16 protein-coding genes are annotated in these 25,474 nt (G+C 67.3%); 8 read left to right on the plus strand and 8 right to left on the minus strand.

Translation table 11 applies throughout. From position 1 onward, the window contains the following. The first annotated feature begins 3 nt into the window (after positions 1 to 3). The 8 genes from queC to dbpB (LPA41_RS20255) are packed head-to-tail and all read left to right on the plus strand — an operon-like array spanning position 4 to position 6,981. Positions 4 to 708 carry a 7-cyano-7-deazaguanine synthase QueC gene (gene queC / locus LPA41_RS20220; protein ID WP_229072207.1) on the plus strand — a complete coding sequence of 235 codons (705 nt, stop codon included), beginning with the start codon at positions 4 to 6 and terminating at the stop codon, positions 706 to 708. Positions 709 to 714: 6 nt separating this feature from the next. Continuing rightward, positions 715 to 1,353 carry a 7-carboxy-7-deazaguanine synthase gene (queE, locus tag LPA41_RS20225; protein WP_229072208.1) on the plus strand — a complete coding sequence of 213 codons (639 nt, stop codon included), beginning with the start codon at positions 715 to 717 and terminating at the stop codon, positions 1,351 to 1,353. Next, a complete protein-coding gene (queD, locus tag LPA41_RS20230; RefSeq protein ID WP_229072345.1) occupies positions 1,353 to 1,709 on the plus strand; it encodes a 6-carboxytetrahydropterin synthase QueD in 357 nt (118 codons plus the stop codon). Before queE ends, queD begins: the two co-directional genes overlap by 1 nt. Beyond that, entirely contained in the window at positions 1,709 to 2,509 is an 801-nt protein-coding gene (folE2, locus tag LPA41_RS20235; RefSeq protein WP_229072209.1) for a GTP cyclohydrolase FolE2, read from the plus strand. The genes queD and folE2 overlap by 1 nt, the downstream gene beginning before the upstream one ends. Then, on the plus strand, positions 2,509 to 3,453 hold the full coding sequence (locus tag LPA41_RS20240; protein ID WP_229072210.1) for a hypothetical protein: 945 nt from the start codon (positions 2,509 to 2,511) through the stop codon (positions 3,451 to 3,453). The genes folE2 and LPA41_RS20240 overlap by 1 nt, the downstream gene beginning before the upstream one ends. Further along, a complete protein-coding gene (gene dbpB / locus LPA41_RS20245) occupies positions 3,450 to 4,592 on the plus strand; it encodes a DGQHR domain-containing protein DpdB (RefSeq protein ID WP_229072211.1) in 1,143 nt (380 codons plus the stop codon). Before LPA41_RS20240 ends, dbpB (LPA41_RS20245) begins: the two co-directional genes overlap by 4 nt. Further along, positions 4,589 to 5,830, plus strand: coding sequence for a tRNA-guanine transglycosylase DpdA (gene dpdA / locus LPA41_RS20250; protein ID WP_229072212.1), 1,242 nt, complete (start codon positions 4,589 to 4,591; stop codon positions 5,828 to 5,830). The genes dbpB (LPA41_RS20245) and dpdA overlap by 4 nt, the downstream gene beginning before the upstream one ends. Then, a complete protein-coding gene (gene dbpB / locus LPA41_RS20255) occupies positions 5,827 to 6,981 on the plus strand; it encodes a DGQHR domain-containing protein DpdB (protein ID WP_229072213.1) in 1,155 nt (384 codons plus the stop codon). Before dpdA ends, dbpB (LPA41_RS20255) begins: the two co-directional genes overlap by 4 nt. Before the next feature lie 48 nt (positions 6,982 to 7,029). Here dbpB (LPA41_RS20255) and dpdD read toward each other — a convergent pair whose 3' ends face one another. The 8 genes from dpdD to dpdE are packed head-to-tail and all read right to left on the minus strand — an operon-like array spanning position 7,030 to position 24,329. Beyond that, positions 7,030 to 8,991 carry a protein DpdD gene (dpdD, locus tag LPA41_RS20260; RefSeq protein ID WP_229072214.1) on the minus strand — a complete coding sequence of 654 codons (1,962 nt, stop codon included), beginning with the start codon at positions 8,989 to 8,991 and terminating at the stop codon, positions 7,030 to 7,032. Further along, on the minus strand, positions 8,985 to 9,515 hold the full coding sequence (dpdK, locus tag LPA41_RS20265) for a phospholipase D-like domain-containing protein DpdK (RefSeq protein WP_229072215.1): 531 nt from the start codon (positions 9,513 to 9,515) through the stop codon (positions 8,985 to 8,987). Before dpdK ends, dpdD begins: the two co-directional genes overlap by 7 nt. Next, positions 9,512 to 13,930, minus strand: a complete 4,419-nt coding sequence (gene dpdJ / locus LPA41_RS20270) for a protein DpdJ (RefSeq protein WP_229072216.1) — start codon at positions 13,928 to 13,930, stop codon at positions 9,512 to 9,514. Before dpdJ ends, dpdK begins: the two co-directional genes overlap by 4 nt. Next, positions 13,927 to 14,598, minus strand: coding sequence for a hypothetical protein (locus tag LPA41_RS20275; protein ID WP_229072217.1), 672 nt, complete (start codon positions 14,596 to 14,598; stop codon positions 13,927 to 13,929). Before LPA41_RS20275 ends, dpdJ begins: the two co-directional genes overlap by 4 nt. Further along, positions 14,591 to 17,665 (minus strand): protein DpdH, encoded by a 3,075-nt coding sequence (gene dpdH, locus LPA41_RS20280; RefSeq protein ID WP_229072218.1) that lies wholly within the window; start codon positions 17,663 to 17,665, stop codon positions 14,591 to 14,593. The genes LPA41_RS20275 and dpdH overlap by 8 nt, the downstream gene beginning before the upstream one ends. Then, on the minus strand, positions 17,658 to 18,545 hold the full coding sequence (gene dpdG, locus LPA41_RS20285) for a protein DpdG (protein WP_229072219.1): 888 nt from the start codon (positions 18,543 to 18,545) through the stop codon (positions 17,658 to 17,660). Before dpdG ends, dpdH begins: the two co-directional genes overlap by 8 nt. Further along, on the minus strand, positions 18,539 to 21,091 hold the full coding sequence (gene dpdF / locus LPA41_RS20290) for a protein DpdF (RefSeq protein WP_229072220.1): 2,553 nt from the start codon (positions 21,089 to 21,091) through the stop codon (positions 18,539 to 18,541). Before dpdF ends, dpdG begins: the two co-directional genes overlap by 7 nt. Beyond that, complete coding sequence (dpdE, locus tag LPA41_RS42470) at positions 21,078 to 24,329, minus strand: protein DpdE (protein ID WP_304523783.1); 3,252 nt, start codon at positions 24,327 to 24,329, stop codon at positions 21,078 to 21,080. The genes dpdF and dpdE overlap by 14 nt, the downstream gene beginning before the upstream one ends. Positions 24,330 to 25,474: the final 1,145 nt, after the last annotated feature.

A 25,474-nucleotide genomic window follows, 5' to 3' on the forward strand; every position in this document is an offset into this window, starting at 1 on the left:
GGCATGTCTGAGACGAAGCAGAAAGCGGTGGTCCTGCTCAGCGGCGGCCTCGACTCCGCCACGGTGCTCGCGATGGCCCTGCACGACGGGTATGAGCCTTATGCGCTGAGTTTCCGGTACGGCCAGCGTCACACGGTCGAGTTGGACGCTGCGAGTGCGGTTGCGAAGCAGTTCGGGGTCCGTAACCACGTCATTGCCGACATCGATCTGCGGGGCTTCGGGGGTTCTGCGCTGACAGACGACGGGATCGAGGTGCCGCACTACGGAAGCGTCGATGACTTGAGCCAGGACATTCCGGTTACGTACGTGCCTGCACGTAACACGATCTTTCTGTCCTTCGCTCTGGCGTGGGCCGAGACACTGGATGCCTCAGATGTGTTCATCGGTGTGAACGCGCTTGACTACAGCGGGTACCCCGACTGCAGGCCGGAGTTCATCGCCGCTTACGAAACGATGGCGAACCTGGCCACGAAGGCCGGGGTGGAAGGCCGGCAGAGGCTCCGCATCCACACACCGCTCATCAAGTTGACCAAGGCGGAGACGATCCGTCGCGGGTTGGAATTGGGCGTCGACTACTCTCTGACGCACAGTTGCTACGACCCGGTCGATGGCCGCGCCTGTGGGACGTGTGATTCGTGTCTGCTGCGCGGGCGTGGCTTCGCTGAGCTCGGTCTCACCGACCCGGCTCTCGCCCCAGCCGGAGAATGATCAGCGGTGTATCGAGTCAAAGAGATTTTCTACACCCTGCAGGGTGAGGGCTCGCATGCTGGCCGACCGGCTGTGTTCTGCCGATTCACGAGCTGCAACCTGTGGACGGGCCGGGAGAAGGACCGGCATCGGGCCATCTGCCAGTTCTGCGACACGGACTTCGTCGGTACAGACGGCCCTGGTGGGGGGCGATTTCGCACCGCGGCGGACTTAGCCGCCGCGGTTGCTCGAGCTTGGGAGGGCGAGCCGCACGAGCGAAGCAAGCCCTACGTCGTCTGCACTGGCGGCGAGCCGTTGCTGCAACTCGACGACGATGCAGTGCATGCCCTTCACGACGCCGGTTTCGAGGTCGCGGTCGAGACCAACGGGACGCAGCCGGCCCCGGCCGGTCTTGATTGGATCTGCGTCAGCCCGAAAGCTGGAGCACCGGTCGTGCTGACCCGCGGACACGATCTAAAATTAGTCTTCCCGCAGGTAGGCGTTGAACCCGCAATGTTCGAAGACCTGGAATTTGAGCACTTCATGCTTCAGCCAATGGACGGACCGGACCGAGTAGCAAACACCGAGGCCGCAGTCCGTTACTGCATGAAGCATCCGCAATGGCGTTTGAGTCTTCAGACGCATAAGTACATTGGAATCGCGTGATGGAAATATTCCGGGAGTTCACCTTTGAGGCCGCCCACCGGCTGCCCAATGTGCCGGAAGGTCACAAATGCGCCCGGTTGCACGGCCACTCGTATCGAGTCCAACTGCATGTCACCGGCGAGGTCGACCCGCAGGCCGGTTGGCTGATGGACTTCGGCGACCTGAAAAAGGCGTTCCAGCCGTTGCATGCCCAACTCGACCATTACTACCTCAACGAGGTGGCGGGGCTGGAGAACCCGACCAGTGAGGTGCTCGCCCGCTGGATCTGGGACCGGCTCATCGACCAATTGCCGCTGTCCGCCGTGATGGTGCGCGAGACCTGCACCTCCGGCTGCATTTACCGAGGAGAGCAGTGATGTTGCCGGACGTGCAGGGGCTGCCGGACGAGCGAGGCGTCGCCCTGGACGAGGTCGGCATCGAGGGCCTGCGCTACCCGTTGCTGATCGCCGACGGCCAGGGCGTCAAGCGTGAGACGGTCGCCACCGTGGACATGTCGGTCGGCATCGGCGCGGACGTCAAGGGTGCACACCTGAGCCGCTTCGTCGAGGTGCTGCACGCCTGGCGAGACCAACTCGACCGGGCGAGCGCGCAGAGCCTGGCCGAGGACGTCCGGACCCGGCTCGGCACCGACAATGCGCAGGTCCGGCTGTCGTTCGCCTACTTTCTCGAGCGAACGGCACCGGTGACCGGAGCCCCGTCCTTCTCCGAGTATCAATGCGCCCTCTCAGTCACTTCCAGCGACCGTGATACATCGCTGGAGCTTCAGGTCCGAGTCCCGGTGACCAGCGTTTGCCCGTGCAGCAAGGCGATTAGTGACCGAGGCGCGCACAACCAGCGCGGCTACGTCACCGTCGTGGCAGAACCGTCGGATGGATCGCAGATCTGGTTCGACGACCTCATTGAGGTTGCGGAGGCCTCCGGGTCATCGCCGGTGTACGCGCTCTTGAAGCGTCCCGACGAAAGGCACGTCACCATGGCCGGGTACGACAACCCGGTTTTCGTTGAGGACATGGCACGCCAAGTTGCGGTCACACTGCGGCAAGACGCCCGGGTAACCCGTTTCCGGGTGCGGGTTGTCAACGACGAGAGCATTCACAATCACGCTGCTTATGCCCAGTTAGGCTGGATGACGACTGCAGCTACCGGGGACGTGTGATGTCCAGCGTGGCACCGGCCACCTCGCCGGTCCACATCATCGTCACCTGCGCCAACCGGAAAAGAGCCCCGATTCCCGAAGGCCTTCGACTGGGAGACCTCCGGGATCACGCAGAGGCGAAGCGATTCTCGGTGTGGGCGGAACGGCTCGTCGCCGCCACGCCGCGCATGCCCGCGATCGACCTCTACGGCGGAGAACATTGGCAGGCGGTCCGTGCCCTCCAGCAGGCTGTCGACGGCACCGCCCGTCTCTGGGTCTGCTCCGCAGGGTACGGCCTCGTGCCGATCGACGCGCAGCTCGTTCCGTACGCGGCCACGTTCGCTCCCGGCATGGACGATTCCGCTGGTTCGTCGCCGGCCGCGATGCGGGAGTGGTGGCGGCAGTTGACCCGTTGGGAGTGGCCGGCCGCGGATACGTCGCGGTCATTCGCCGATTTGGCCCGCCAGGACCCGCGGTCCACCATCGTCGCGGTGCTGTCCGAGTCGTACATGCGGGCATGCAGCGACGATCTGCGGGACGCCGCCGCTGGCTTGGCCGACCGGGAGCAGTTCGCGATCCTGGGCCCGCCTAAGCGATGCGCAGAACTTGACGAGTTCGTCGTGCCGGTCACAGCTGCGCTGCGCTCGGTGGTCGGCGGCAGCATGCAGGCACTCAATGTCCGTACCGCCATGCACCTACTCACCGCAGTGGGTAGCAATGTGGGGTTCAGCACGCTGCGCAAGCTTGCCCGCGAGACCGCCGAGGCCGCACCGCCCGATCCGGGCCGCCGGCCGACCGGGCAGAAGCTGGGGGACCAGGAGGTTCGCGACTACATCCGACAGGCCCTCAGCGACGGCCCGGGCACGGCCACGAGCCTGCTGCGGCGTCTGCGTGCAGCAGGCCAGTCCTGCGAGCAGGCCCGTTTCCACGGCCTGTTCGCCGAGGTCCGGGCGGAGGCAGGATGACCGCCGACTTCTCAGCGACGCAGTTGGTCCGTCGGGCGCTCCGGATCGAGCAGACCGACAAGTACCCGATGTTCATGTTTGCCCTGCGTGCTGACGAGGTTCTGCAGATCGCCGAGATCTCCCGGGTGAGCCGGGACGAGGCTGGCAACCTAATCGGGTACCAACGGCCAGAGGTGCGTCGCCACGTCGCTGAGATCATCGAATACCTCAACACCGATGGCTCGCTGTTTCCCAATCCGATAATCCTGGCGCTGTCGTCGCGGAGCCGATTCGAGTCGAGCCGAGGGCCGGGAGCCGGTGACGGCCTCTCTACCTCCGGTCGACTGACGATTCCGCTGCCGACGAAGGGGAAACCCAAGCCTGCCTGGATCGTGGACGGCCAACAGCGTGCACTTGCCCTGTCGCGGACCAACCGCAGTGACTTCCCGGTGCCGGTGACCGCGTTCGTGGCCGACAGCGTTAGCCTGCAGCGTGACCAGTTCCTGCGGGTCAACAACACCCGTCCGCTGCCACGAGGCTTGGTCACCGAACTGCTGCCCGAGGTCGACAGCCCGCTTCCACCACGGTTGGCGATTCGCAAGGCGCCTGCGGCACTGTGCGATGTGCTCAACACAGACCCCAGTTCACCGATGTACGGGCTGATCAAGCGCGCTTCCACGGCCCGAGACCAGGCTCCGCAGGCGGTCATCACCGACACCGTGGTCGTCAATATGTTGAACGAGAGTCTCACCTCACCGTCCGGGTGCTTGTTTCCCTACCGGGACGTCAGCCGGAACGAGACCGACTTCGATGGCATTCTGCAGGCACTGTTCACCTACTGGTCGGCGGTCCGGGACACTTTTCCGGATGCCTGGGGAAAACCGGCGAGCAAGAGCAGGTTGATGCACGGCGCTGGCATTCGTGCGATGGGCCGCCTAATGGACCGCATCCTCGGCGTGGTCGATCCGCGCAGTCCCAACGCTTCCGAAACCATTCGGCAGCACCTTGCCCTCATCGCGCCGTACTGCCGTTGGACCGAGGGCAAGTGGGACGAACTGAACATGCACTGGAACGAGATAGAAAACATGCATCGACATATTCAAGAGTTGTCCAGCTATCTCATCCGGGTCCACCGGAACTCCCGGGCGGAACTGACGTGAGATTCTTTTTCCCCGACAGCCAAGACCAGGTCGATCCTACGTTTGACTTCGTCACCGAGGAGCACGATCCGTTCCGGGTTCGGCAGCGTGACGATCTCTATGCTCACGAGGTGCTGACCGGAGCCCCGTTCGACGGACTGCTGGTTTCCAAGGCGATCGTAGACGGCCAGGTCGGCAGCAGCGCCGGCAAGTACACCGTTGCTCAGCGGCACCGGCTCTACCGGGAGGGCGCGCGTCGGTTCTTCCGGCTGGACCACGGCCACACTCCCCTCAAGATCATGGGGGACTGTGGAGCGTTTTCCTATGTCTCCGAGGTGAAGCCGCCGTACACGGTGGACGAGGTGATCGACTTCTACCACGGATGCGGGTTCGACTACGGGATCTCCGTCGACCACGTCATCTTCCAGTACGACCCGGCCGCTAGCAGTGAAGAGGCTGAGACCCAGGGCTGGGCGAAGCGCCAGCGGATCACGCTCGAACTCGCAGAGGAGTTCCGTGACCGCTGTGATGCGCGCGGAGTCGAGTTCACCGCGTACGGAGTGGCCCAGGGCTGGAGTCCGGAGTCGTACGCCGCGGCGGTCGAGAAACTGCAGGATCTCGGCTACCGTCACATCGCACTCGGCGGGATGGTGCCGCTCAAGTCACGGGACATCCTGGCCTGCCTGGCGGTCGTAAAGCCGGTACTCAAGGACGGTACCGAGGTCCATCTGCTCGGCGTCAGCCGATGCGATGATGTGCCGAAGTTTGCCGAGGGCGGCGTTACCAGCTTCGATAGCACCTCGCCGTTCCGGCAGGCGTTCAAGGACGACCGGGACAACTTCTACACGCCGTCGCGTACCTATGTCGCCCTGCGGGTGCCGCAGGTGGACGGCAACGCCAAGCTGAAGGCACGCATCAGGTCTGGTGAGATCAGCCAGGGCAAGGCGGTCGAGTTGGAACGCCAGGCGCTGGACCAACTCCGTCGCTTCGATGAGAACGACACGGACGTGGAATCCGTCGTGGAGGCGCTTCGGGAGTACAGCGACCTCTGGGACGGCAAGTCCGACCGCAGCGGTCAGTACCGTGAGACACTCACCGCCCGTCCCTGGCGAGACTGCTCCTGCGACCTCTGCAAGCAGCACGGCATCGAGATCGCGATCTTCCGTGGATCCGAACGCAACAAGCGACGTGGGTTCCACAACCTGTACGTCTTCGAACAGCAACTCCGCGCACGACAAGCGAGGAAGGACCCCGCGTGACCGAGACCTCCGAGCGTGACGCCACCGGTACGGTGACCGAACTCCGGCTCCCCACGCTGAAGATCGACCAGGGACGCGGGCGCAGCCTTTTCACCTTCGCCATCGACGGCAAACTGGTGCCGCAAATCGCCACGGTCTCCCGGATCCGTCGTGACCAGAACACCGAACTGCACGGCTATCAGCGGCCCGAGGTGCTCAGCCATGTGGCTGCGATCCGCCGATACATCGAGACCGATACGAGCCCGCTGCTGCCCAATGCCGTCGTCATCGCGTTCGACGAGCGGGTCCGGTTTGAGCCAGCTCCGGGCGGTATCGCCGATGGGCCGGGTTACGTGCAGGCGGGAACCCTGGTCATCCCGCTGATCGATGGTCCAGACCACGAGCGGCCAGGCTTCATCGTGGACGGGCAGCAGCGCTGCGCGGCCATCCGGGATGCCCGGGTCGACCGGTTCCCGGTCAGCGTCAACGCGTTCATCACCAGGGAGACCTCCGACCAGCGGTCCCAGTTTATTCTGGTCAACTCGACGAAGGCGCTGCCTAAAGGCCTGATTCACGAGTTGCTGCCGGCGGCGTCCGGAGCCCTTCCCACCCCGCTGCGGGTTCGGCGACTACCGGCCACCCTTCTCGAGCGGCTCAACTTCGACGAACTGCGCTCCCCGCTGTACCGCATGATCCAGACACCCACCAACCCCGGCGGGTACATCAAGGACAACTCGATGCTGCGGATGCTGGAAAACAGCCTCTCCGACGGCGCGCTGTACCGGTACCGCAACGATGACGGTCTGCCGCGAACTGGCGAGATGCTCTCGTTGCTGTACAACTTCTGGGCCGCGGTGGAGCAGGTCTTCCCCGACGCCTGGAAGTTGCCGTCCCGCAAGTCCCGCCTCATGCACGGAGCAGGCATCATCAGCATGGGCTACCTGATGGACGCGATCAGCCACGTCCGGGACAACGGTCAGGAGATCGTCAGCACCGAGGAGTTCGCCGCCGACCTCAAGACCGTGGCCGAGGACTGCCACTGGACCGAGGGCGAGTGGATTTTCCTGGACGGTGTCGTCCGCAAGTGGAACGACATCCAGAACACCCCGCGGGACATCCAGCGGGTGGCGGACCTGCTGCAGAACCGCTACCGCGTACCGCAGCTGCGCTGACCAACCAAACACTGCGGGGTACGCGTCACGCGTACCCCGCAGTTGGCTTCAGAGAGCGCTGCTCGCCGCGCGCAGCAGCGACGCCGAGCCGGCGCCGTCCGCCTCGCGGATGACTGTCGCCGCCCGCGCCTCAGCGCGGATGAATCCGGTCGCCGCGTGGGTGGCACAGCGAGTGGCCATGATGATGACGTCCGCCCGCCGGACCCACTGCTTCAACCGGGGGCCGCCCACATGATCACTGCTGAACTGGATGTTCAGGCTGGGAGCCAGTTGTTTCAGCGCCTCGCCAGCACGCCGCAACGCCCCCTCGTCGAGGGAATAGAGCAGCACTTCGCGGGCCGTGACCGGGGTCGAACCGGTGTCCCCGGCCTCCCGGTTGACGTCCCACGGCAGGCCCAAGCCGAGTTCGCCGTCGATGATCCGGGCGAGGGCCAGTTGGTCCGTCTCCAGTCGCGCCCGCTTCTGGGCGAGCGGAGCGAGCAGAGCTTCGGTAATTCGCTGCCGCGCCTCCTCGACAGGGCTGGATGCCCGGGCGATGACGTCGCACATGTCCAGCACGATCGAGGCGTGGTTGACACTCACCCAGCGGGCCGACTCGGCGGAGAGGTCGGCCAACAGAGCGCTGTACTCGTTCGCGGAAAGGGCGCCGCGCAGCGCGATCTCCAGCAGGGCGACGATGCCGGCCATGTCGCTGAACTCGAACCGGCTGTAGCTGAGCGCGTTGGCCAGGAAGGCCCGCGCGGTCCGGCTGGCCGGCCGGCGGTAACCGTCGGCCTCGACGAACGCGCCGACGATCTGCCAGGCACGTTCGGCCCCGTCGTTGTCCAGGCCGTTGAGCAGATCGGCGAGGACCTGGTCGGAGGCCGCGGCCGGTTCCCAGTCCCGCCAGCGTTCCTCTGCCATCACCAGACGGATGTCCCGGTCGGCGGCGATCGCCTCGACCAATGCGACCCAGCCGGCCGGGGTGGTGCCCGTGACGTTCTCGACCGGTTCGGCCCGGGTGACGATCTCCTTCGGTGTCTCGGCGGGCTGAGGCCGGAACGCCGGGCGGAACGTCTCCACGTACTCGGCGACGAGTTTCGCCTCGGACAGCCGGGCCCAGGCGATCTGGTCGGCGCGTAGCCGCTGCCACAGGGCAGCATCGTCGGTGCCTGCGGCGGCGAGAGCCAGGACCGTCAACGCCTCCGTACCGAGACCATTCAGCGGACCGTCGGCCAGCCGCGGCGCCAGCGACGCCTGTTCCGCAAGGGCCAGCCGTGCCGCGTCCGGACCCGCCTCGGTGAGCGGGCCGGCCACCAGGGTGGAGTGCAGCGCGTCCAGGATCGCCTCACGGACCGGCGCCGGCGGCCGGGTCGCGATGACATCGAGTAACTGCGGCAGCCGCAGCAACTCGGCGTGCTGACCCAGCCGGGCCAGCCGTTTGACGGTCAGGTAGGCGATGTTCATGCCGCCGAGGCCCGACCCCTCCAGCCGGGACAACAGCGCGGCGGTACTCCGGTGATCGCCCGCGGCCATCGCCAGTTCGAACTCGGCCAGCAAGCGGCCGACCGGCAGGACGTCGTGCCATTCCGTGGCCGGGCGTTGCGCGATCGTCTGAACCATCAGGCGCAGCGCGCGCCAGAGATCCGCGCCCTTCTCCGCCGGATGCTCCAGCACGAAGACCCGGCGGTGCCCTGCGAACGCCGCCACGGCATCGTCAATCGGATCGCCGGCCCGTAACGCCTCCGGTCGGGCGACGAAAGTGGCATAGCTCGGCACCACGAAGGCGTTGAGCCACTCGCGTACGGTGTTCGCCTGCCGGACGTCCTGTGGGATTACGTACACGTACTTCGCGGTCTGGCTCCGTACCGTCCGTGGCAGGACGTGCGGAACCGCGGAGCCCGGTCCGGCGGACAGGTCGAGAAACTCATCGAGGAAGCTGACAGCTTTGGTGTTCTGCGGGCTCCGGCCCGGCCAGCTCTCGTTGCCGGTGCCGAAGAAGACGTCGAGGAAGGCGTCGCGGTTCACCACGCGGCCCCGTTCCGGTCGGTGAACCGGCGTTCGAAGTCGGCACGCGCGTGTGCCGCCATCGCCTGGTCGACACGGTAGTGAATCATCTCGTCGTTGACGGCGATCCCCCGGTAGGTGAAGTTCATCGAGCCGCTGATCAGCCACTCCGCGCCGCATAACGTCTTCTCGTGGACGTCTTCCGTGGTGAACACCTCGACCGATCCCGAGTCCGTCTGCCGTCCCAGCCGTTCCAGGAAGACCCGGTTGAACTCGGCCGGCCGGGTGACCACCGACAGCCGGCCACCGGCCCGGACGATCCCGGCCAGCACCTCGGAGAGGGAGTAGATCCGGCTGGACGGGTCGGGGAAGACAGCATCGAACGCCGCCGCCCGGTTGTCGATCGCGGGCACGTCCCCGATCCACGGCGACACCAGCCATAGTCGCGGGCTCGGCGTCAGCAGTTCCCCCAACAGTGCCGTGGTCAGGAGCCTGTCGACCCGGACTCCGGTCCGGGCGCTCGTACGCACCACACGTTCGTCGGTCACTGAGCGAACTCCCGAATCTCCACGACACAGCTCATCTGCCCGGCCTCCCGATCCAGGGAACGCACGTCGCCGTACACCCGCAGCGCGCCGTGGTCGACCGGAGTGGCCGGTACCAGGCGCATCGCGGCGGTCACCGCGGCCATCTTCTCCACCGGGGCGGTGAGCCGCACCGCGCCGGACGACGTGATCTCCGCGATGTACCTCTCCCGCCATCCCGGCTCGGTGACGTCGATCCGGGGCAGCCGCTCATCATGAGCGGCCTGCACCAACAATCGGTCCAGCAGGGCGCCCGGGGCGAATGGCTGATAGTGCACGAGCTGCTGAGACCGCGCGTCCGCGCCGCGTGGCCAGAGCAGGCTGTACACCTGATCGGCCCCGAACCGCCGCGAATCCAGGCCGGACACGGGGATGGTGCCGGTGCCGACCAGATAGGCGAAGACTGCGGCGTCCACCTCGAAGCCGAGCCGCTGTTGCGTCTCGTCCCACACACTCATCAGGTCGAGCACGAGCCGGTCGGTGCCGCGGTCGGTGCCCTTGCGGAGCAGCCGGGTTGAAAGTGCCGACACGGCCTGCTGCCGCGGATGCCCGTCGATCGCAGCCCAGGCCAGCTTGAGCTCACTCAGAGCATTCTCGGCCGCACCCGCCGACGGCGGGTCACGTAGCACGTCGATCTGCTGGGCCGCAGCCGAACCAGGGTTGTCCACCACGTGCCGCAGCAACTGGATGAGGGTGTCGTGCAGGTACTCGTAATCGCTGGGCGCGAGAGCGCTGTCGACCAGCGACCAGAACCGGCGCGGGTCCTCCTGGTAGTAGGGCGCCAGTTGGGTGATGATGCCCAGGCCCCCGATCGAGGTCTCGCTCAGCCACACCGTGGCGATCCCGTCCGGGCTCTCCGGAGCGATCACATCGACGGTGAGATCGCCGTCCTGCGCGTCCGGGCAGGCGCGCTGTGCCGCGGCCAGGATCGCGGCGGCGACGGTGTCCCGGTACGCGCGGCGTGCCAGATCAGCGGTTTGGACGTCGATGTCGTCGCACCAGAGCAGTCGGCTGTGCTGGTCGACAGCATCCCGCACGACCCTCTGGGTCGCCAGGTTGCGTAGATCGCCGGCGAGCCGGTTGGGTCCGACTCCGCCCTCGCTGCGGTAGATGGCGTTGAGTACCTCGTCGACCCGGTCTGCCCACCGGCCGTTCGTCAGCGAGCGGTGTGCCGCCTCGGGGTCACGGCCACCGCCGGAGCACCGCAACAGGGCGTAGGCAGTGGTGTACACCAGGGCCAGCCAGCCGCGGGCGAACACGTTGACGTCAGCCTCGTCCAGCTTCGGGTCGGCCACCAGTGTGGCCTTGAACGCCAGGAACCGCCACTGCGGCGAGCGTAGGTAGGTCGCGACGCGTTCGTCCGACGGGTCCAGCGCCGCGGCGGTGAACCGGATCGCGTCGACGTCCATGCGGAAACCGAGCGCCGCGGGTTCGTCGTCGTACCGGTACTCCACCTTCCGGCTGAACGACCCTTTGCCGATCATCGTGTTGCAGTTGGCGCCGGTGGTCATCCGGCGCACCTCAACCGGGTTGCCGGCCGCGCCGGTGGCGAACCCGACCGAGCGAACCCGGTCCTCCCACAGCGAGGGTTTCGGGACGGCACCCTCGTTGAGGTGATCGGGCACAAACTCAGACGCCCACACCGGGGTGGCCTGGGACTGGTCCTTCACGTCCGGAGGTGGGGGCGACAGCTTGATGATGTGCGGGCGCAGCACCCGGATCGGCGGTCGGCCGGGTGGCTGCCAGTGTCCTTCGTCCTCGTACTGCTCGGTGAACGTGGTGATCTCCAGGTCGCTGCTGGTACCCGGGGGCAGCGGCAGCCAGGTGCGGTCCCAGGCGGTCCGGAAGCCGAACCGGCGGCTGGCCCGGCCCGGAACCGCCTCCCGCAGCGCGCGTTCAATCGGCATCGGCACGTCGTCCGCGTTCTCGAAGGGCAGCCGGAAGGTCACTTCGGGCAGGTTCAGCGAGTCGAACAGGGTACGGGTCACGAACTCCGGCAGCAGCGTGTTCGGTTCCGCACCGGGCTCCGTGGCGGCCCAGCGCGACTCCAGACGTCGCAGGACCGTCGGCGCTACGCCGAGCATCAGCGACCGGGGCGCCTCCCACATCAGTGCCGTGACCTCGTCAGCTGGCACACCCAGGGACCGGCGGAGCCATACGGCCAATTCCTTCTGGATACGCCCGTCCGCCAGCAGCAACTTCAGTTGATCGATAACGGCTTGGGCGTCCCAGTGGCGGTCCTTGCCCTTGGCTGGGGCGGTAACCGCCCGGCGGCTGTCGCACCGGGCACGCCGGGCGATCCAGTCCAGCATGGACTGGGCCGCCTGGATCTTCAGTACGAAACGGTTGCCGACCGGCAATCGGCGGGCGGGCAGTTCCGGATCGAAGAGTTGATCGTAGGCCTGGTAGGTGAGGCGGTCCCGGCCGAAGTCAGAGAGCGTCACCACGGTCCACGGCCGGGTCAGCCGCCGACGGCCGGCGCGGCCACGCCGCTGCAGGAACGAGGCGGCGTCCCGGGGCGCCTTGTGCTGCACCACGAGGCCGACCCGGTCGTCATCAACACCGACCTCGAGCGATGCCGTCGCCACGACCAGGTCGGCGTCCTGGTCGACCCCGGTGTCCTGCGACGAGGTCCGCCCGACCCGCAGCCCGTACCTCTTCCTGTCCGGGTCCAACTGCCGGCCGATGGTGTTCACCAGGTCCCACCGCTGGCCATCGAGGTATTGCGCACCGTTGGCGCCACGATCCTTCGAGCGCAGCCCGGCCAGAACCGAGGAGTTGCCGTTCGGTCCGTTGCCTTCGGCGTCCGCGAGGTCGTTGTACAAACGGTTGGTCACATCGAGGTCGTCGGTGAAAAGGAAACCCCTCGACCCGTAGAGCCACTCGGAGCCACGCGGGTCGAGGACTCGGGCGTGCAGCATGGCGGCCTGGATGGTGGTCGACAGCGGGCTCACCCGTGAGACCGGATCGACCCGCAGAGCCATCGCGTACTGGCGGCCCTCCTCCTCCATGTCATCGGGATGCGGCGACAGGTAGTCGACGTTGTGTCGGTCCACGCCGGTAAGGTCGCTGAAAAAATCTGCCGCGTCCCGCAGGGTCGCGCTCAGGCCGACGATGGTCAGCTGCTGCCGGCCCAGCCCGCTACGCCACCGCCGCAGCAGCAGGGCGACCTGGGCGCCGTGCATGCCGCTGTAGGTGTGCGCCTCGTCGAGCAGCACCAGCCTGGGTACCCGTCCGCCGGTCCAGCCGAGCAGGGGAGCCTGCCCCGGATCCGTGCTGGTCCGGTTCAGCATCTCGGTGCTCGTGAAAAGCAGATCCGGAGGATTCTCTCGCAGGGTCCGACGGGTCAACACCAGGTGGTCGATCGGTGGCTGGGCGCAATCCGGGGCGGTGCAGCGCAGCCGCTCCCGCGGCTTCACCGCGACGCGGTCCATCTCGGCCCAGATCAGGTCACCGCGGCAAGTGGGACATTTGAGGTACGGGCAGACGGGATCCGTGCCGTGCCGGGCCCAGCCGCGGCCGCGGCCGCCCTGGGCGGAGGACAGCCGGAAGTCGTCGTTGTCGTAAGCGGTGTCGCCGTACAAAACACCGATCCGTAGGCCGCGCGTGCCGTGCTCGGCCAGTGCCAAGTTGATCGCCGAGGTGTTGGCGACCGCCTCCCGGAGTTGGTCGCGCAGCAGTTCGTTGCGCGGATACAGCGCCAGGGTGTGCACGCCTGTCCTGCGGGTCTGAGCGTGATCGGACATTGCCAGCAACGCCGGCAGATAGAATGACAAGGTCTTTCCGCTACCGGTGCCGGCTCCGACGATGACCGCCCGGCCCCCGCCCAGGGCGAGGTCCCGGCGGATCGCGATGCTCGATTCGACCTGGAATCGAGCCAGGTCGCGCCCGCCCAGCAGGGCCTTGATCACGGCCTGCTGCCGGGCATCGAGTGCTGGACCGTCCGGTGGCCGCAGTTCGTCGATCACCTTGGCGACAGGAATGTTCCGGGCCGGATAGCGGCGCCGCTCGACATGCAGGCGGTAGTCGGCAACGAGCCGAGGCTCACCCTCCCACCAATTGCCGGACCAATCCTTGATTCGGAACGGGAGGATCTGGCGTAGCGAAGCCGTCAGCCGGACAGTCTCGGCCAGTCGGGTTCGGTAGGTGGGCGGTGAGGTGGCCGGCACCTTCATCGCCAACCCCCGTTGAAGCAGCTCCGCCAGCACGTCCTCAGCCATGAGAGCAGACACTCCAGGCTGGTAGATCCGATTCTCGATGACGGCGATCACTTCGTCGTGGGAGATCACGCCGCTGGTGACGCCCCACGTCAGCAGCGGTAGTTCGAGATCCTCCAGGTCGTCGAGGATGTCGGAGTAGAGACGCCGGAGATCGGTCACGACGCCCTCCGCCGGACCACAATCGTGCCGGTCAGCCCGTGCTCGCTGAGCAGCCGCAGGTCATCGGCCGTCAGTTTGTCGAGCGTGGTGCCGGCGTCCAACCGTCGCAACAGATCGAGCAGTTCTGGGTTGGGGTCGGGGGCCTCGTCGAGTCGCTCGCGCAACCGGCCGTGGACGGCGAGGAACTGGGTGATCGTCGCGGCCCGGGCCTCGCCGGCACGCAGTTTCCCGAGATCCTTCAGCGAGGCCTTAGCGGCCGCGGCCTCCGCGCCCTCGAACATGACCAGCCGGTCCACCCGCAGTTCCGCGAGCCGTTCGGCGGACCAACTCGTCCATGCCTGCTGCACCGCGGCGCCGATGCCCTTGCCTGCGTTCGACACGGTGGTGATCGCGCCGTTCAGCGCCGTGTCGGAGGGCACGCCTCCGGCCGTGCGCTTGCGGAAGAGCGACAGGCCGTTGGCGGCCTTGCCGAGGTCGATCGACGCGCCCTCGGCGTTGAGCCGGCGTGCGGCCTCGAGCGTGGTGCGCAGTTGCTCGAGTTGATCCCGGAGCTGGTTGATCTTGGTGGTGGTGGCGAAGGTGGTCACCTCCTCTGCGCGGCTGATCTGGATCTGACGGGCCGTGGCGGCGAACTGCAGAGCCTTCTCCATGACCGACTGGTTACTCATCAGATCCCTCTCCCACCGGCTTCTCGACCACGATTCTTTCCCACTCGGTGCAGACCTCCCGTACCTGCCTGGCCAGATCGTCGCCGGTACCGCCGGCGCGCAGGGCAGCGGCCGCCAGGCTTCGGTCAAGCCAGGCGCCGCTCTCCGTCAGGAAATCGGCCAGCGGCTTCAGGCCCGCGCCGCGAGGGCGGGTAGCCGTCACGATGGCGAGCTGCTGCCACCGGCTGTCGTCTGCCTTGTCGAGTTTGCCGAGGTCGTTCCGCAACTGGTCGACGGCCTCCGAACCAAGGTCGCGTGCTTCGTCGAGGCGCTTGACGAAGTTCAGCCGGAACTCCTCCCCGCCGGGGAGCAGGCCGACCTCTCCCGCCATCTTGAACGCCTGGTCGATTGCATCCAGGGTGTCCTTCAGGTTCACCCCGGGCGGTAGCAGCCCGGACAGCCGTTGGTTGATCTCCCGGAACGCGATGTTCTGGTGCTCCACCAGTTCGCCGAAGCGTGCGAGCGGAGCGTTCGCCGGGTGGATCCACTTCGCCTCGGCCGACGGCACGTGCTGCCAGGACCAGTCGGCGGCCTGCCGGACCAGCCTGACCACCCGCGCGCTGTCGAGCATTCGGACGGCGCCCATACCCTGGGGCACGCCTAGCAGTTGGCGGATCTCTGTGATCAGCTGCAGGCGAGCCGCCCGATGATTGGTGAAGGCTGTCTTCCACGTGTCGACCCGAAGGGCGGCATCGGTCAACTGCCAGGCGGCGCCGTTGTCGAAGGCAGCCGCCATCAACTCCGTGTCTTTCATACCCGGCCGTGCATGCCCGGCCACGGCCGCGCCGATCAGCGAGGCTCGCAGCGCCTTGACCAGGAGATCATCCTGGCCACCGCGGATCCGGAGGACCGCCTTGACGAGGTCCGGTTGGTGCCGCTCGGCGATCTTGGCGAGCTGCGGCAGGGCCTTCTCGTTACCTGGATCGTCGACTTTCGCCTGCAGGGTCAGCAACTGGCCGAAGAAGACCGCCGTTACCCGGTCGCGTTCAAACCGGATCGGGGCGTGCTCGCTGTGGCCTTCTCCCGCGGCGTCCCTGATCGAGACCACACTGGACCGGCTGGCCGGCCAGGCGAGTTTCTTGACGTCCGCGTTCGGCTCGCCCATGAGCGGGGAGCTCCAGTCACAGCGGTTGTAGACCGCTGCGCTGACGATGCGGCGGACCTCCGCCGCGGTGTTCTGGGTCAGCGGCTGGTGCCCGGCCGCCCACTGCTCGACGGCGGCCAGGTGTTCGCGCAGCGCCCTGGGCCAGGCCGCCTTCGGATCGACGGGGCCGGGAGCCGGTGCTGCCTTCGTCAGTGCCGGCTTGGCAGGCGAAGCCGTGGGCGTCCGGTCCATGACTCGCGGGGTGGTGGTCAGTTCCGGGATCCCGAAGGCGTCGTGGATACCGGAGTCGACATTCGTGACCTCGGCCGGGGCGTCTCCCCAGAATTCGAGCAGGAGCGCCCGTCGTTCGGCGGTGGCCGGGTCGGCCGTCTCCAGCGCGACGTGGACCTTCGAGTGCAGTTGCGGCTCGGAGGTGACCGGGGGGAACTGCTCGCGGAACCGCGCGTTCGGGAACCGGCCGGAGGCCAGGTCGTCCCCGTCCTCGAGTACCGGCCGGATCACTCGGCCGATGATCCGGCGCGGGTTGAACGTGTCGCCCTCATCCCGCCCGGGCGTGCTCCGGATGGCCCGGCGCAGCGCCGTCCAGTTGAACGGGAACAGGCCGTGCCCACTCGGCGAGACACCGAACGATTCGTGGCAGGACTCGCGGAATTTGCAGTCGTCGCACGCGTTGGGCACCGGGGCGCTGTCGGCGACGCCCGCCTCCTCGAGCCGGCCGGCGCCGATCCGCGCCGCGTTCAGGTAACGGCCGACGAAATTCTGGGTCCGCTGCCGTCCCTCGTGGTCAGGGTTGAAGTCGGCGTCCAGGTCGTAGACGTACGGGGTGGCCGCCTCCATCCGGGTGACGACGGTCTTCGCCAGGTCACGGTAGTAGCCGGATGTGATCGCCATCAGGGTACGGATCGGCGCGTACACCTGCTGTCCGTCGCGAATGCCGGCCTCGATCAGCACATCGAGCAGATCGCGCTGGAGACCCTGGATGACCGCGAAGTCCTCGATCAGCAGGACGATCTCCTTACCCTGCCGGTGGTACTCCTCCCGGATCGTCAGCATGGCGTCCTGCAGGCGGCCACCGAGCTTGAACACCTGCTGCACCGCGGTGGAGAGGTTCTCGGTGATCAGTTCGGCGGCTGCCGTCTGCATCTGCGGACGGCCCATCATCATGGTGAGCAGCTTCCGTACCCGCTGAGCGGCCTCGTTCACGTCCGCGATGTGCGGCAGATCTTCGGGGGTGAACTTGGTGGGCCGGTCCGATTCGCCGTCGCCACGGTCGTTGAGCAGGCTCGCTGCGAGCCGCGGGATCAACGACTCGGGATTCTTCGTGAGATGGTGCCGCACCGCGACGTCCTGCAGGACTTCCGCCAGGTTCCCTGAGCCGGTCAGCGCCCGGCGGCTCGGATCGGTGCCCGGCTCCGCCACGGCGACCGCCTCGGCCAGGGCGAACACCAGATGCCGCTGGAGCGCCTCCTGATCCATGCCGCTGGCGAGGTCGTCGACCTGGTTACGGAGCTGGGTGAGCTTCTCGCTCTGGATGTCCTCGCGCTCCAAGAGGATGCGAACGAGGGCCCGCAGGCTCGTGCTGGCCTTGGGGATGTGGATGATCACCCGTCGGCGATCCGACTGGTTCCGGGTGCGTTCGTGGACCCAGCGCACGAGGTGTGACTTACCGGTGCCGGACTCGCCGATCACCGGCATCAGCAGGGCGCCGTTACCCGGCGAGCGGTTCAGGAAGTCGTTAAGCACCTCCTCCTCGCTGACGCTGACACCGTGCGCCCCGGGCAGCAACTGTGGATCGCGGCGGCGGATGCTCAGTGGCGCGTGGGTCGCCATGAACACCGCGGTGGAGGGGCTGACCGCCTCCGTGCTCAGCGTCGAGACCGCGGTGGAGACCGTCCAGCAGACCCGGTCTTTCAGGTCAGACATCGGTGGCGTCTCCAATCTCGACATCGGTGAACAGGCCGATACCGCCGGGAGCGGCCGGATCGAGGTACTGGACGCCGTTGCTGGCGTCCGAGGCGGTGGTGAGCCTCAGCCAGCCCTCCTCCTGTCCGCGTTGCAGCGCGAAGGCAAGACTGCCGGCCACCCCGTGCGGACCGGTGGGCAGGCCCAGCGCCTTGCTGAAGGCGCCGCCGGGAAAGACCGGAAGTCGGTGGAGGAGTCCGTTGACGAAGGCGAGGGCGTCGAGCCGGGTGCCCGGTTTCCACTCGGCCCGGACCGCGCCGCGGACCGCACGGGTGGCGTCCGGCACGAGGCCGTCGTCGCCGAGCAGTGGCCGGTCCGCGAAACCGAGAGCCGGCGCCCAGTAGGTGAAAAGGTTCCACCGTGTCTCGTTCCGCAGTGGATTACCCAGCCCGTCGTCCAGTGCCTTGTGCTGTTCCCCGCCGAAGGTCTTCTTGGTGACCGGCTCCATCTGGCTGTCCCGGGTGAGGAACCAGCAGAGCGCGCGCAGCAGGTCCTTGCCGTCGGTCAAGGACGGGTCGGTGGCCAGGGCCTGGGCGCTGACCCGGTTCAGCACCTTCCACCTGACCAGGTCGTAGAACGCGACCAGGTCGGCACCGTCGATCTCCGGGCGGAGGACGAGCGTGCCCTCGTCCTCGTTGACCAGTGCCAGGTCCTTCGCCAACCGGAGGGCCTTGTCGAAAATCGCCGAGGTGTCGGTATCCTCCTTGAAGAGGCTGGGCGGGCTGAGCAGGGACTTCGCGCTGTCCAGGGACTGTTTCCGGCCGGGCTGAGCAGCCAGGTGCCGGACCAGGGCCCAGAGCGGTCGCGGCAGCGACTGTTCGACGTTGATGAGCGCTACCATGCAGGGTCCTTCGAGAGGATCTCGAGCGAGATCGATGTGTTCATGTATCGCAACGGTGTTCCGGGGCGGTCGGGGTCGGGGAGTTCCGCCGGGTGGACCAGGTAGGTCGGCGCCGGTCCGCCGAGCCGGGCAGCCACCGTGTCCGGCAGCGACGTGGCCTCGGCGTCGAGGACCCACAGGAGCGGGCCGTCGTGGGAGAGGAGCAGGCTCTCGTCGCTGTCCACGACGAGTGGATGGGGCGCGGCCCGCTGTTGTGCCTGCTGGAGCAGGGTCGGGGAGAGACCGGCCCCGCCGACCACCGCGCAGTGCTGGCGGGCGAGTTTCTCGATCAGGTCGGGCAGCAGGTCGCGGAGTTGCTCACGCCGGGTCCAGTAGATGCTCAGCAGCGGGCTTCCGCCCCGGTAACGGGCTAGCGGATCCGGCCGGCCGGGCCAGTGCGCGCTGTCCGGCCACGGGTTGGGGCCGCGGCGGCGCATGCCGTCCGGCTCGGCGGCGTCGCGGAACCTGCGGCAGTACGGGCAACTGCGGCAGGAGAGCGCCGTCGTGAGGATGCCGCCCTGCCAGTCCATCCGGTAATACTCGGCGAGGACCTCGGAGACACAGCGCTCGCCCCGCAGCAGCGAGGTCAGTTGGCGCAGCGCGCTGCGCTGCTGCTCGTGCACCACCTGGCGCTGCGCGGCGAGTTTCCGTTTGAAGTACGCCGGGTCGTTGAGCCTTCCCTTCAGTTCGGTGACCACCCGCAGGACGGCCTGGTGATCGGAAGGCGACTCGGTCTCCGGTTGCTTGCGCCGCCGGGCCGGCGCCTCCTGGCGGATCAGGCCGGCCTGCTCCATCAGGTTGAGCAGGCGGACGTTCCACTCGATGTTCCGGGCGGACTCCTCGCGGAGGTAGCCGGGCAGTTCGGCCAGATCGATCTCCAGCGTGGCCTCCTCGAGCGGACGGGCGTTCAGCCGCATGGTGTGCCACCGCATCCAGCCCAGGTCGTCGCCGATCAGGGTCACCCGGTTGACGCGTTCGGCGAGGTTCTTGTCGGCCGGCGTGGTCGCCATGAAGGCAACACACGGCTGCCCGTCCCGGCCGCCTCGGCCGACCTCCTGGTAGTAACGGTCGATCGTCTCCGGCAGGCAGGCGTGTACTACGGCGCGGACGTTCGGCATGTCCACGCCCAGCCCGAACGCCGAGGTGCCGACCACGATGTCGTACCGGGTGGCCACGGGTTCGCCGGAGGCGTCCTCGCCGCGCCAGCCGCTGAGCACCGCGCGGCGTTCCTTCTCACTGGAGTCGCCGGTGAGTTGGGTGACCCGGCCGAAGCCGGCGTTGCGGATCCGCTGGGCCCACTCGGCCGCGTCCTGCCTCGTGGTGGTGTAGAGGATCAGCGGCCGGGGGAGTGCGCCGATCGCGTCCATGACCGCATTGTCGCGTATCTGCCTATCGAGGAAATCCTTGACGAAGTAGACCGGCTCGGCCCGGGTCTGCGATGCCCAGACCAGTTCGACGGGGCTGGGCCCGCCGAACGACTCGGCCAGCGTACGGACCTGGGAGGCGGTGAGCGTCGCGCTCATCGCCAAGGTCACGACCTGTCGTCCCTCCGGCGCGGCTTTCAGCCAGGAGCGGCGTTTGGCGGCGATCGCCCGAAACTCCGGCCGGAAGTCGTTGCCCCACTGCTCGACAATGTGCGCCTCGTCGATGATCAGGTGGGTCAGATGGCCGGCCGTGGCTGCCGCCTCCAAGGCGTGACTCAGGCCGGTCGTCAAGGCTTCCGGGGCGGCGATCACCACGCGCTGCGTCCCGGTACGGACGTCCTGTCGGATCGTTTCCTTGGCATCGTCGTCGAGGCTGCCGGTGTACGCGTATCGCCGGTTCGCCGCAGCCTGGTCACTGGTCCGGCCCAGGTGCTCGCGCAGCCGCCGTTCCATATCCAGGGCGAGCACCACGGTCGGCACCACCAGCACCGCGACACCGCCGTGCCGGGTCGCCGGAAGCACGCTCGCCCAAGCCACCTCGGTCTTGCCCTGTCCGGTTGGCAGGCAGGCGATCACGGTGCCGCCGGGCGGCGCGGTGGCCAGGGTCCGGGCGGCCTCCCGCTGGCCGTACGAGGAGTACCGGTCGAAATCGAGCGCCTCCATCCAGAACGGGTCGGCCGGCAGGTCCCAATGTCTGTCCTGCCCCTTGGCATGGACGCGGACGAGGTCCGCCTCGGCTTCGGCCGTCTCGGTGTCCTTCAGCGCGGGCGTCCACGGCTCGGCGCTGACCCGCAGGCCGGTGGCCGTAGGCAGAACCGTGCAGCGGGCCGACTTCCAGCGGGCCTCGCCTGGCAGCCCCGGTCCCCGCGGCACCAGCAGCGAGTCCCGGACGCCGGTGCGTGCCTGATGCTCCAGCAGGACCTGGCGGGTCAGCGCCACCACGTCGCCCCAGAGGGCGCCGCCGCCGGTTAGCCCCGCGAGGGCGTCACGCAGCCGCAGGCACGTGCCTGCGGCCGGCACGTCGCCAGCCTCCGGCCAGGCCCGCCAGATCGCCTGCGCGGTCGCCCAGTCATCGTGCTGCACGTTCGATCCCCCATTCACTGCCCGCGACGACGCAGGTCACGGCGACTACCCGGATCTCCGGACGGAGTAGACCGTCGAGCAGATGGTTGGTGAGCTCCACGTCGGTCACATAGCTCTCGGTGTCGGAGAGCAAACGGCCGGCGGTCTTGCGGGCCAGCGCCTGCGCACGCTGAACCGCCAGTTTGTGGTGGCTCTCCTCGTACGCCGCGGTGGTTCTCGCCCGCAGGCTCTCGCTGGCGGCGACCAGCTCGCGCGCGGTCGTCTCGGCTGCCCGCGCCGCGTCGGCGAACCGGGCGGCGCCACCGAAGCCGTTCAGTAGCGGGCCGATGCGGTCGGCGCCGAGATTGATGTCCCGCCGCACGTCGTACGGCTGGTTCAGCCAGTTGAGCTGCCCCTCGTCGGTGACCCGGGCGCGGGCGGAGTCGAGCCAGACCCGTTCCATGTACGGCGGCATCAGCAGGTCGGCGTGCCGGCGGATGGCATGCCGGGCGTCGTTGCCCGCCGCGATGTGCCGCAACGCCGTCGTCACATCGGCCTCGACCACCACCGTGAACCCGAAGTACGCCGTCTCGTGCCGCGGACCAGGCCGCCACAGCGCGGAAGCCTGTCCCCGGTCGTCGATCGCGATGACCGAGCCGAGCAGGTCGACCAGCGGGTTGCCGATCCGGAACAGTCGGACGCCATCCTCGCGTCCACCCGTGTTCTGCAGGCTGACGTTGCGATTGAACGCGCCGACCAGACTGTCCTTCGGAACCCTTCGGTGCGCCTCCGCCAGGATCAGCGGTGAGATCAGCGGCGGGGTCCGGCTGTTGAATCCCACGGTGACCACCGGTCCGGCCGCTGGCTCGACGGTCAGGCGCACTCCACCGCTGCTGTGCTCGGTGAGGGTCCGCAGCGCGCGTTCGTGGCGCGGCCAGCCCTGTTCCAGGCGGGCGATCCGCTTGGCGACGCGCAGGCCGTGCTGGTCCTGGTGGATCGATTCGAGGGCATCCATCGCCTCGATCTCAATGCGTTCCTTGCGAAGGATCGCGACGACTTCATCGGTACGGGCGATGATCGCGGCGGGCCCGTTGAGCACGGCCGCCGCCCAGGTCTCCTCCTGCAGTTCGTCCAGCCGGTCCTGCAGCGCCGACAGCGATCCATCGAAGGCGCCGACCGCCGTGACCATCAGTTCACGCCAGGCGGCTATGAACGACTCGTCGAGCATGCCACCCGACTCACAGTGCTGAGGGGCGGGCTCCCGGCCGGCGCCGGACCAGCCCGCGAACCGGTCGATCCGGCCCAATCGCTGTTCCAGCCGGTTCGGTGACCACGGCAGCCGCAGGTGCACGACGACGTCGGCCTCCTGGAGGTTGACTCCGTCCTCGCCGCTGTCGTCGACGATCAGCAACGTCGACCGTTCGCCCTTGCGCCAGATTGCCAGGTCGGCCGCGATCTCGTCGCCACTGCGGCTTCGGGTGTGGCGCAGCACGGTCCACCTGGTCCGCCGAGCCAGGAGTGCGGCCAGGTTGTCCGCCATCTGCCCCGGACCGCAGAACACGACCGGACGGAGAAACCCCTTCAGTACCCGGCCCAACTCGTTGAGCACGGGGGCAGGCCCGATCGTCGTCTCGGTCAATGCGGTCAGGGTCTGCCGTTCCGCCGGGAGCACCGAGACATCCTTGAGAAGCGTTCGCTCGGTCGCCGAGAGGCCGGCACGCTTCGCTGCCGCCGGTGAGCCGTCGAGCCGCCACCGGAGGGCGTCGGCCAGGTCGCCGGAGAGTTCGTCGACTCGGCTGGCCAGGATCGCCAGCACCTGGCCGTAGTCCCGCGCTCGGTGCTCGGCGTCGTTGTCCAGCAGCCACCGGGCCACCCGTTGCTGCCATTCCAGCAGAATTTCCTGAGCCACCAGCGTGCGCTGACCCCCCAGTGCCAGGACGGCCGGACGGCTTCGGTTGCTCACCTCGAATGGCATCAGGTCCTCGTCGCGGGTCGAGAGGACGTCGGCACGGCGGTGCCGGATCATTCGGCGATGCAGCCGGTAAGTCTCACTAATGTGTGCCCGCAGCACATCTAGGGTGTCGGCCAGCCGCGGCCGGTCTTCCTTGTCGTGCAGGTCACCGAACTCCGTCAGGAATTCCCGTACATTTTCCGCGAGCCCGTTGAAAGTCGTGTCCTCGGGAATCAGTGCGGCAATTTCGGTGAGCACCTCGGGTAGCAGCATCTCGAATTCGGCATCGAGTCCGTGAACCGCGTTCGCGAGCGCCCGCCGATCATTGAAGCGGGTCCGGAATTGCTCCAGATCCGACCATTTATACAGGATGGGATCGAGCAGGTGCAGAAGCCCGAGATGTAGTTCCGGGCGGGCCGCGGCCGGAGTCGCGGACAACAGGATCAGCCGGGGCACGGAACGCGCCAGGGCTGCCAACTGCGGGTACGGCTGTTCCGCCGGGTCCCCGGACCGGGTCAGGTTGTGCACCTCGTCGATGACGACCAGGTCGAAGCAGTGGTACTCCCGCCACCTGGCCGGGGTTTCGTGCTGCCCGATCCGGATGTCGGCGTTGGGGAAGTCGCCGATGAAGAACTTGGTGCGTAGTTCGCTACTCCACTGCCGGCGCAACACGTCGGGGGCGAGCACCGCGATCCGGGCGTTCGGGTGGTCGATCAGATGCTGGCGGATGATCAGACCGGCCTCGATGGTCTTGCCGAGGCCTACCTCGTCGGCCAGGAGGTATCGCTGGACCGGGTCGGTGAGCACCGTGAGGGCCGTATCGACCTGGTGTGGGTAGATCTCGATCGCGGACGAGATCAGTGCAGAGAAATTCGCGGCGGCCGCACGTTGTGCCAACAGGCTGGACAGCATGGGAAGCCGGGCGTCCCGGAAGTACGGTGACTCGTTCGCGCTCGCCGCGAGCACTTCTACCGGCGATTGGACCGGCCGATTCCAACGGACGTATAGTTCGTCGGCTGGGATTTTCAGATCAAACTCGCGGTTGGGCAGACGAACAGCGTAGTGCTGTGGCCCCCCACCCACAATCCGGCCAGCCCGCCAGGCTCCTGTGTTCGCTTGATCAAGCCAGTACACCCGGGTTTCCACCGGAAGTGTGACGACTCGGCACTGCGCGGCGGGAAGGGTCCATGCCCTGGCCGAGGGCTGTGCGGCTGACTCGAAAGCCTCGACTTCGAGGACGGCGTCCTTGTTGACGCGGATCTTAGCCACGCCAGGAATAAGCGGATGTTGTACGAATTGTCCCGGCATGAAGTTAGTTGGGGCCGATGGCACCTCCTCACCATAGCGGCGAGCATGGGTGCCGATATGGGCATAACGGTTGCTGAGTTCTATCCAAAAATCTCATAGTATGGTCGTTCTTCGAGGAACTATACCCAAGAGCCTCGGTGTGTCGCGTTGGATTCTGGCGTGCGATCGAGTAAAGCCTTCGGGCTCAAGGTGTTCCTGGTTAGCGCGTGCTGGAGCTATAGATCCTGTGGGGCGCCATGATGTATGTGGCCATGATGTATGTGATTCTGCGTGATGGCATTTCGGGAATGAGGTGGATTTTTTTAATCACGCTTCGCGTACCCGAAGTCCGCTCCACGCAGGGCGAGTTGTGGGCGGTGTCGTACCGGGGCGGATGGCGTCGTCGAGTTTCGTCAACGACTACGTGTGGGGCGACCTGGAGGCCGATCCTCCAAATGGATCGAATGGTACTTCGACGCGCACCTGTATCTGGTGAAGGGGGGCATGCAGCGGATCATTTGCGGCTATTCGAGGCGGCGCTGGCCTCGGAGACAGCGGAGGCGTTCTATGTCGGTGAGCCGGCCGGCTGCTGAGCGACCCGACATGTGATCCTCGACCTTCGTAGGAAGGATGAGGACGGCGACGAGGAGTGGTGGGGCGAGGAGGGACGGCTCGCGGAGATCGTGCCGGCCCGGGCGGAGTTGATCCGCGGCTGCTGTACCTGCTCTGGCTGCTGAGCGTGCAGCATTGGGAATTCGATGATGACGAGCCGCAGCCTCGGGCCCGGCCGGACTGGTGAAGCTGAGGCTGTGGGGGCCCTGGCAGACTTCCTTCGCTTGGATCCCGATCCGTTGGACGCGACGGCAGCGGCGAGCCGGCCGCGGGCCAAGAAGAAGCCCTCCGCCGCTTTTTAGTAGTTGCGGCGCTGGGTGACGGGTCTGCCGGTGGCGGACAAGGACGAGATGCTGGTGGGAGTTGCGTGGCGAGGCCGGGTTGCTGCGCTCAGAATTGCTGCGGCATTCCACGGTGCGGAGAAGGAATCGCCCGCGGGAGAAGAGCGGACCGCGGGGCCCCCACCGACTTCCTCCTAGACCGCATCGATCTCTACCCCGGCTTGACCATGTACGTGCTCCCTAGCCAAGCCGCGTCCTACCAACAAGCGCCGA

The organism is Actinoplanes sp. DH11, from assembly GCF_020873875.1.
Classification (GTDB): Bacteria; Actinomycetota; Actinomycetes; order Mycobacteriales; family Micromonosporaceae; genus Actinoplanes.

What these genes read in the sequence shown, in the direction of transcription:
- queC (WP_229072207.1), top strand. Translation starts at nt 4, where the DNA reads ATGTCTGAGACGAAGCAGAAAGCGGTGGTCCTGCTCAGCGGCGGCCTC.
- LPA41_RS20275 (WP_229072217.1), bottom strand. Translation starts at nt 14,598, where the DNA reads ATGAGTAACCAGTCGGTCATGGAGAAGGCTCTGCAGTTCGCCGCCACG.
- dpdH (WP_229072218.1), bottom strand. Translation starts at nt 17,665, where the DNA reads ATGTCTGACCTGAAAGACCGGGTCTGCTGGACGGTCTCCACCGCGGTC.
- queD (WP_229072345.1), top strand. Translation starts at nt 1,353, where the DNA reads ATGGAAATATTCCGGGAGTTCACCTTTGAGGCCGCCCACCGGCTGCCC.
- LPA41_RS20240 (WP_229072210.1), top strand. Translation starts at nt 2,509, where the DNA reads ATGTCCAGCGTGGCACCGGCCACCTCGCCGGTCCACATCATCGTCACC.
- dbpB (WP_229072211.1), top strand. Translation starts at nt 3,450, where the DNA reads ATGACCGCCGACTTCTCAGCGACGCAGTTGGTCCGTCGGGCGCTCCGG.
- dpdE (WP_304523783.1), bottom strand. Translation starts at nt 24,329, where the DNA reads ATGCCGGGACAATTCGTACAACATCCGCTTATTCCTGGCGTGGCTAAG.
- dpdG (WP_229072219.1), bottom strand. Translation starts at nt 18,545, where the DNA reads ATGGTAGCGCTCATCAACGTCGAACAGTCGCTGCCGCGACCGCTCTGG.
- folE2 (WP_229072209.1), top strand. Translation starts at nt 1,709, where the DNA reads ATGTTGCCGGACGTGCAGGGGCTGCCGGACGAGCGAGGCGTCGCCCTG.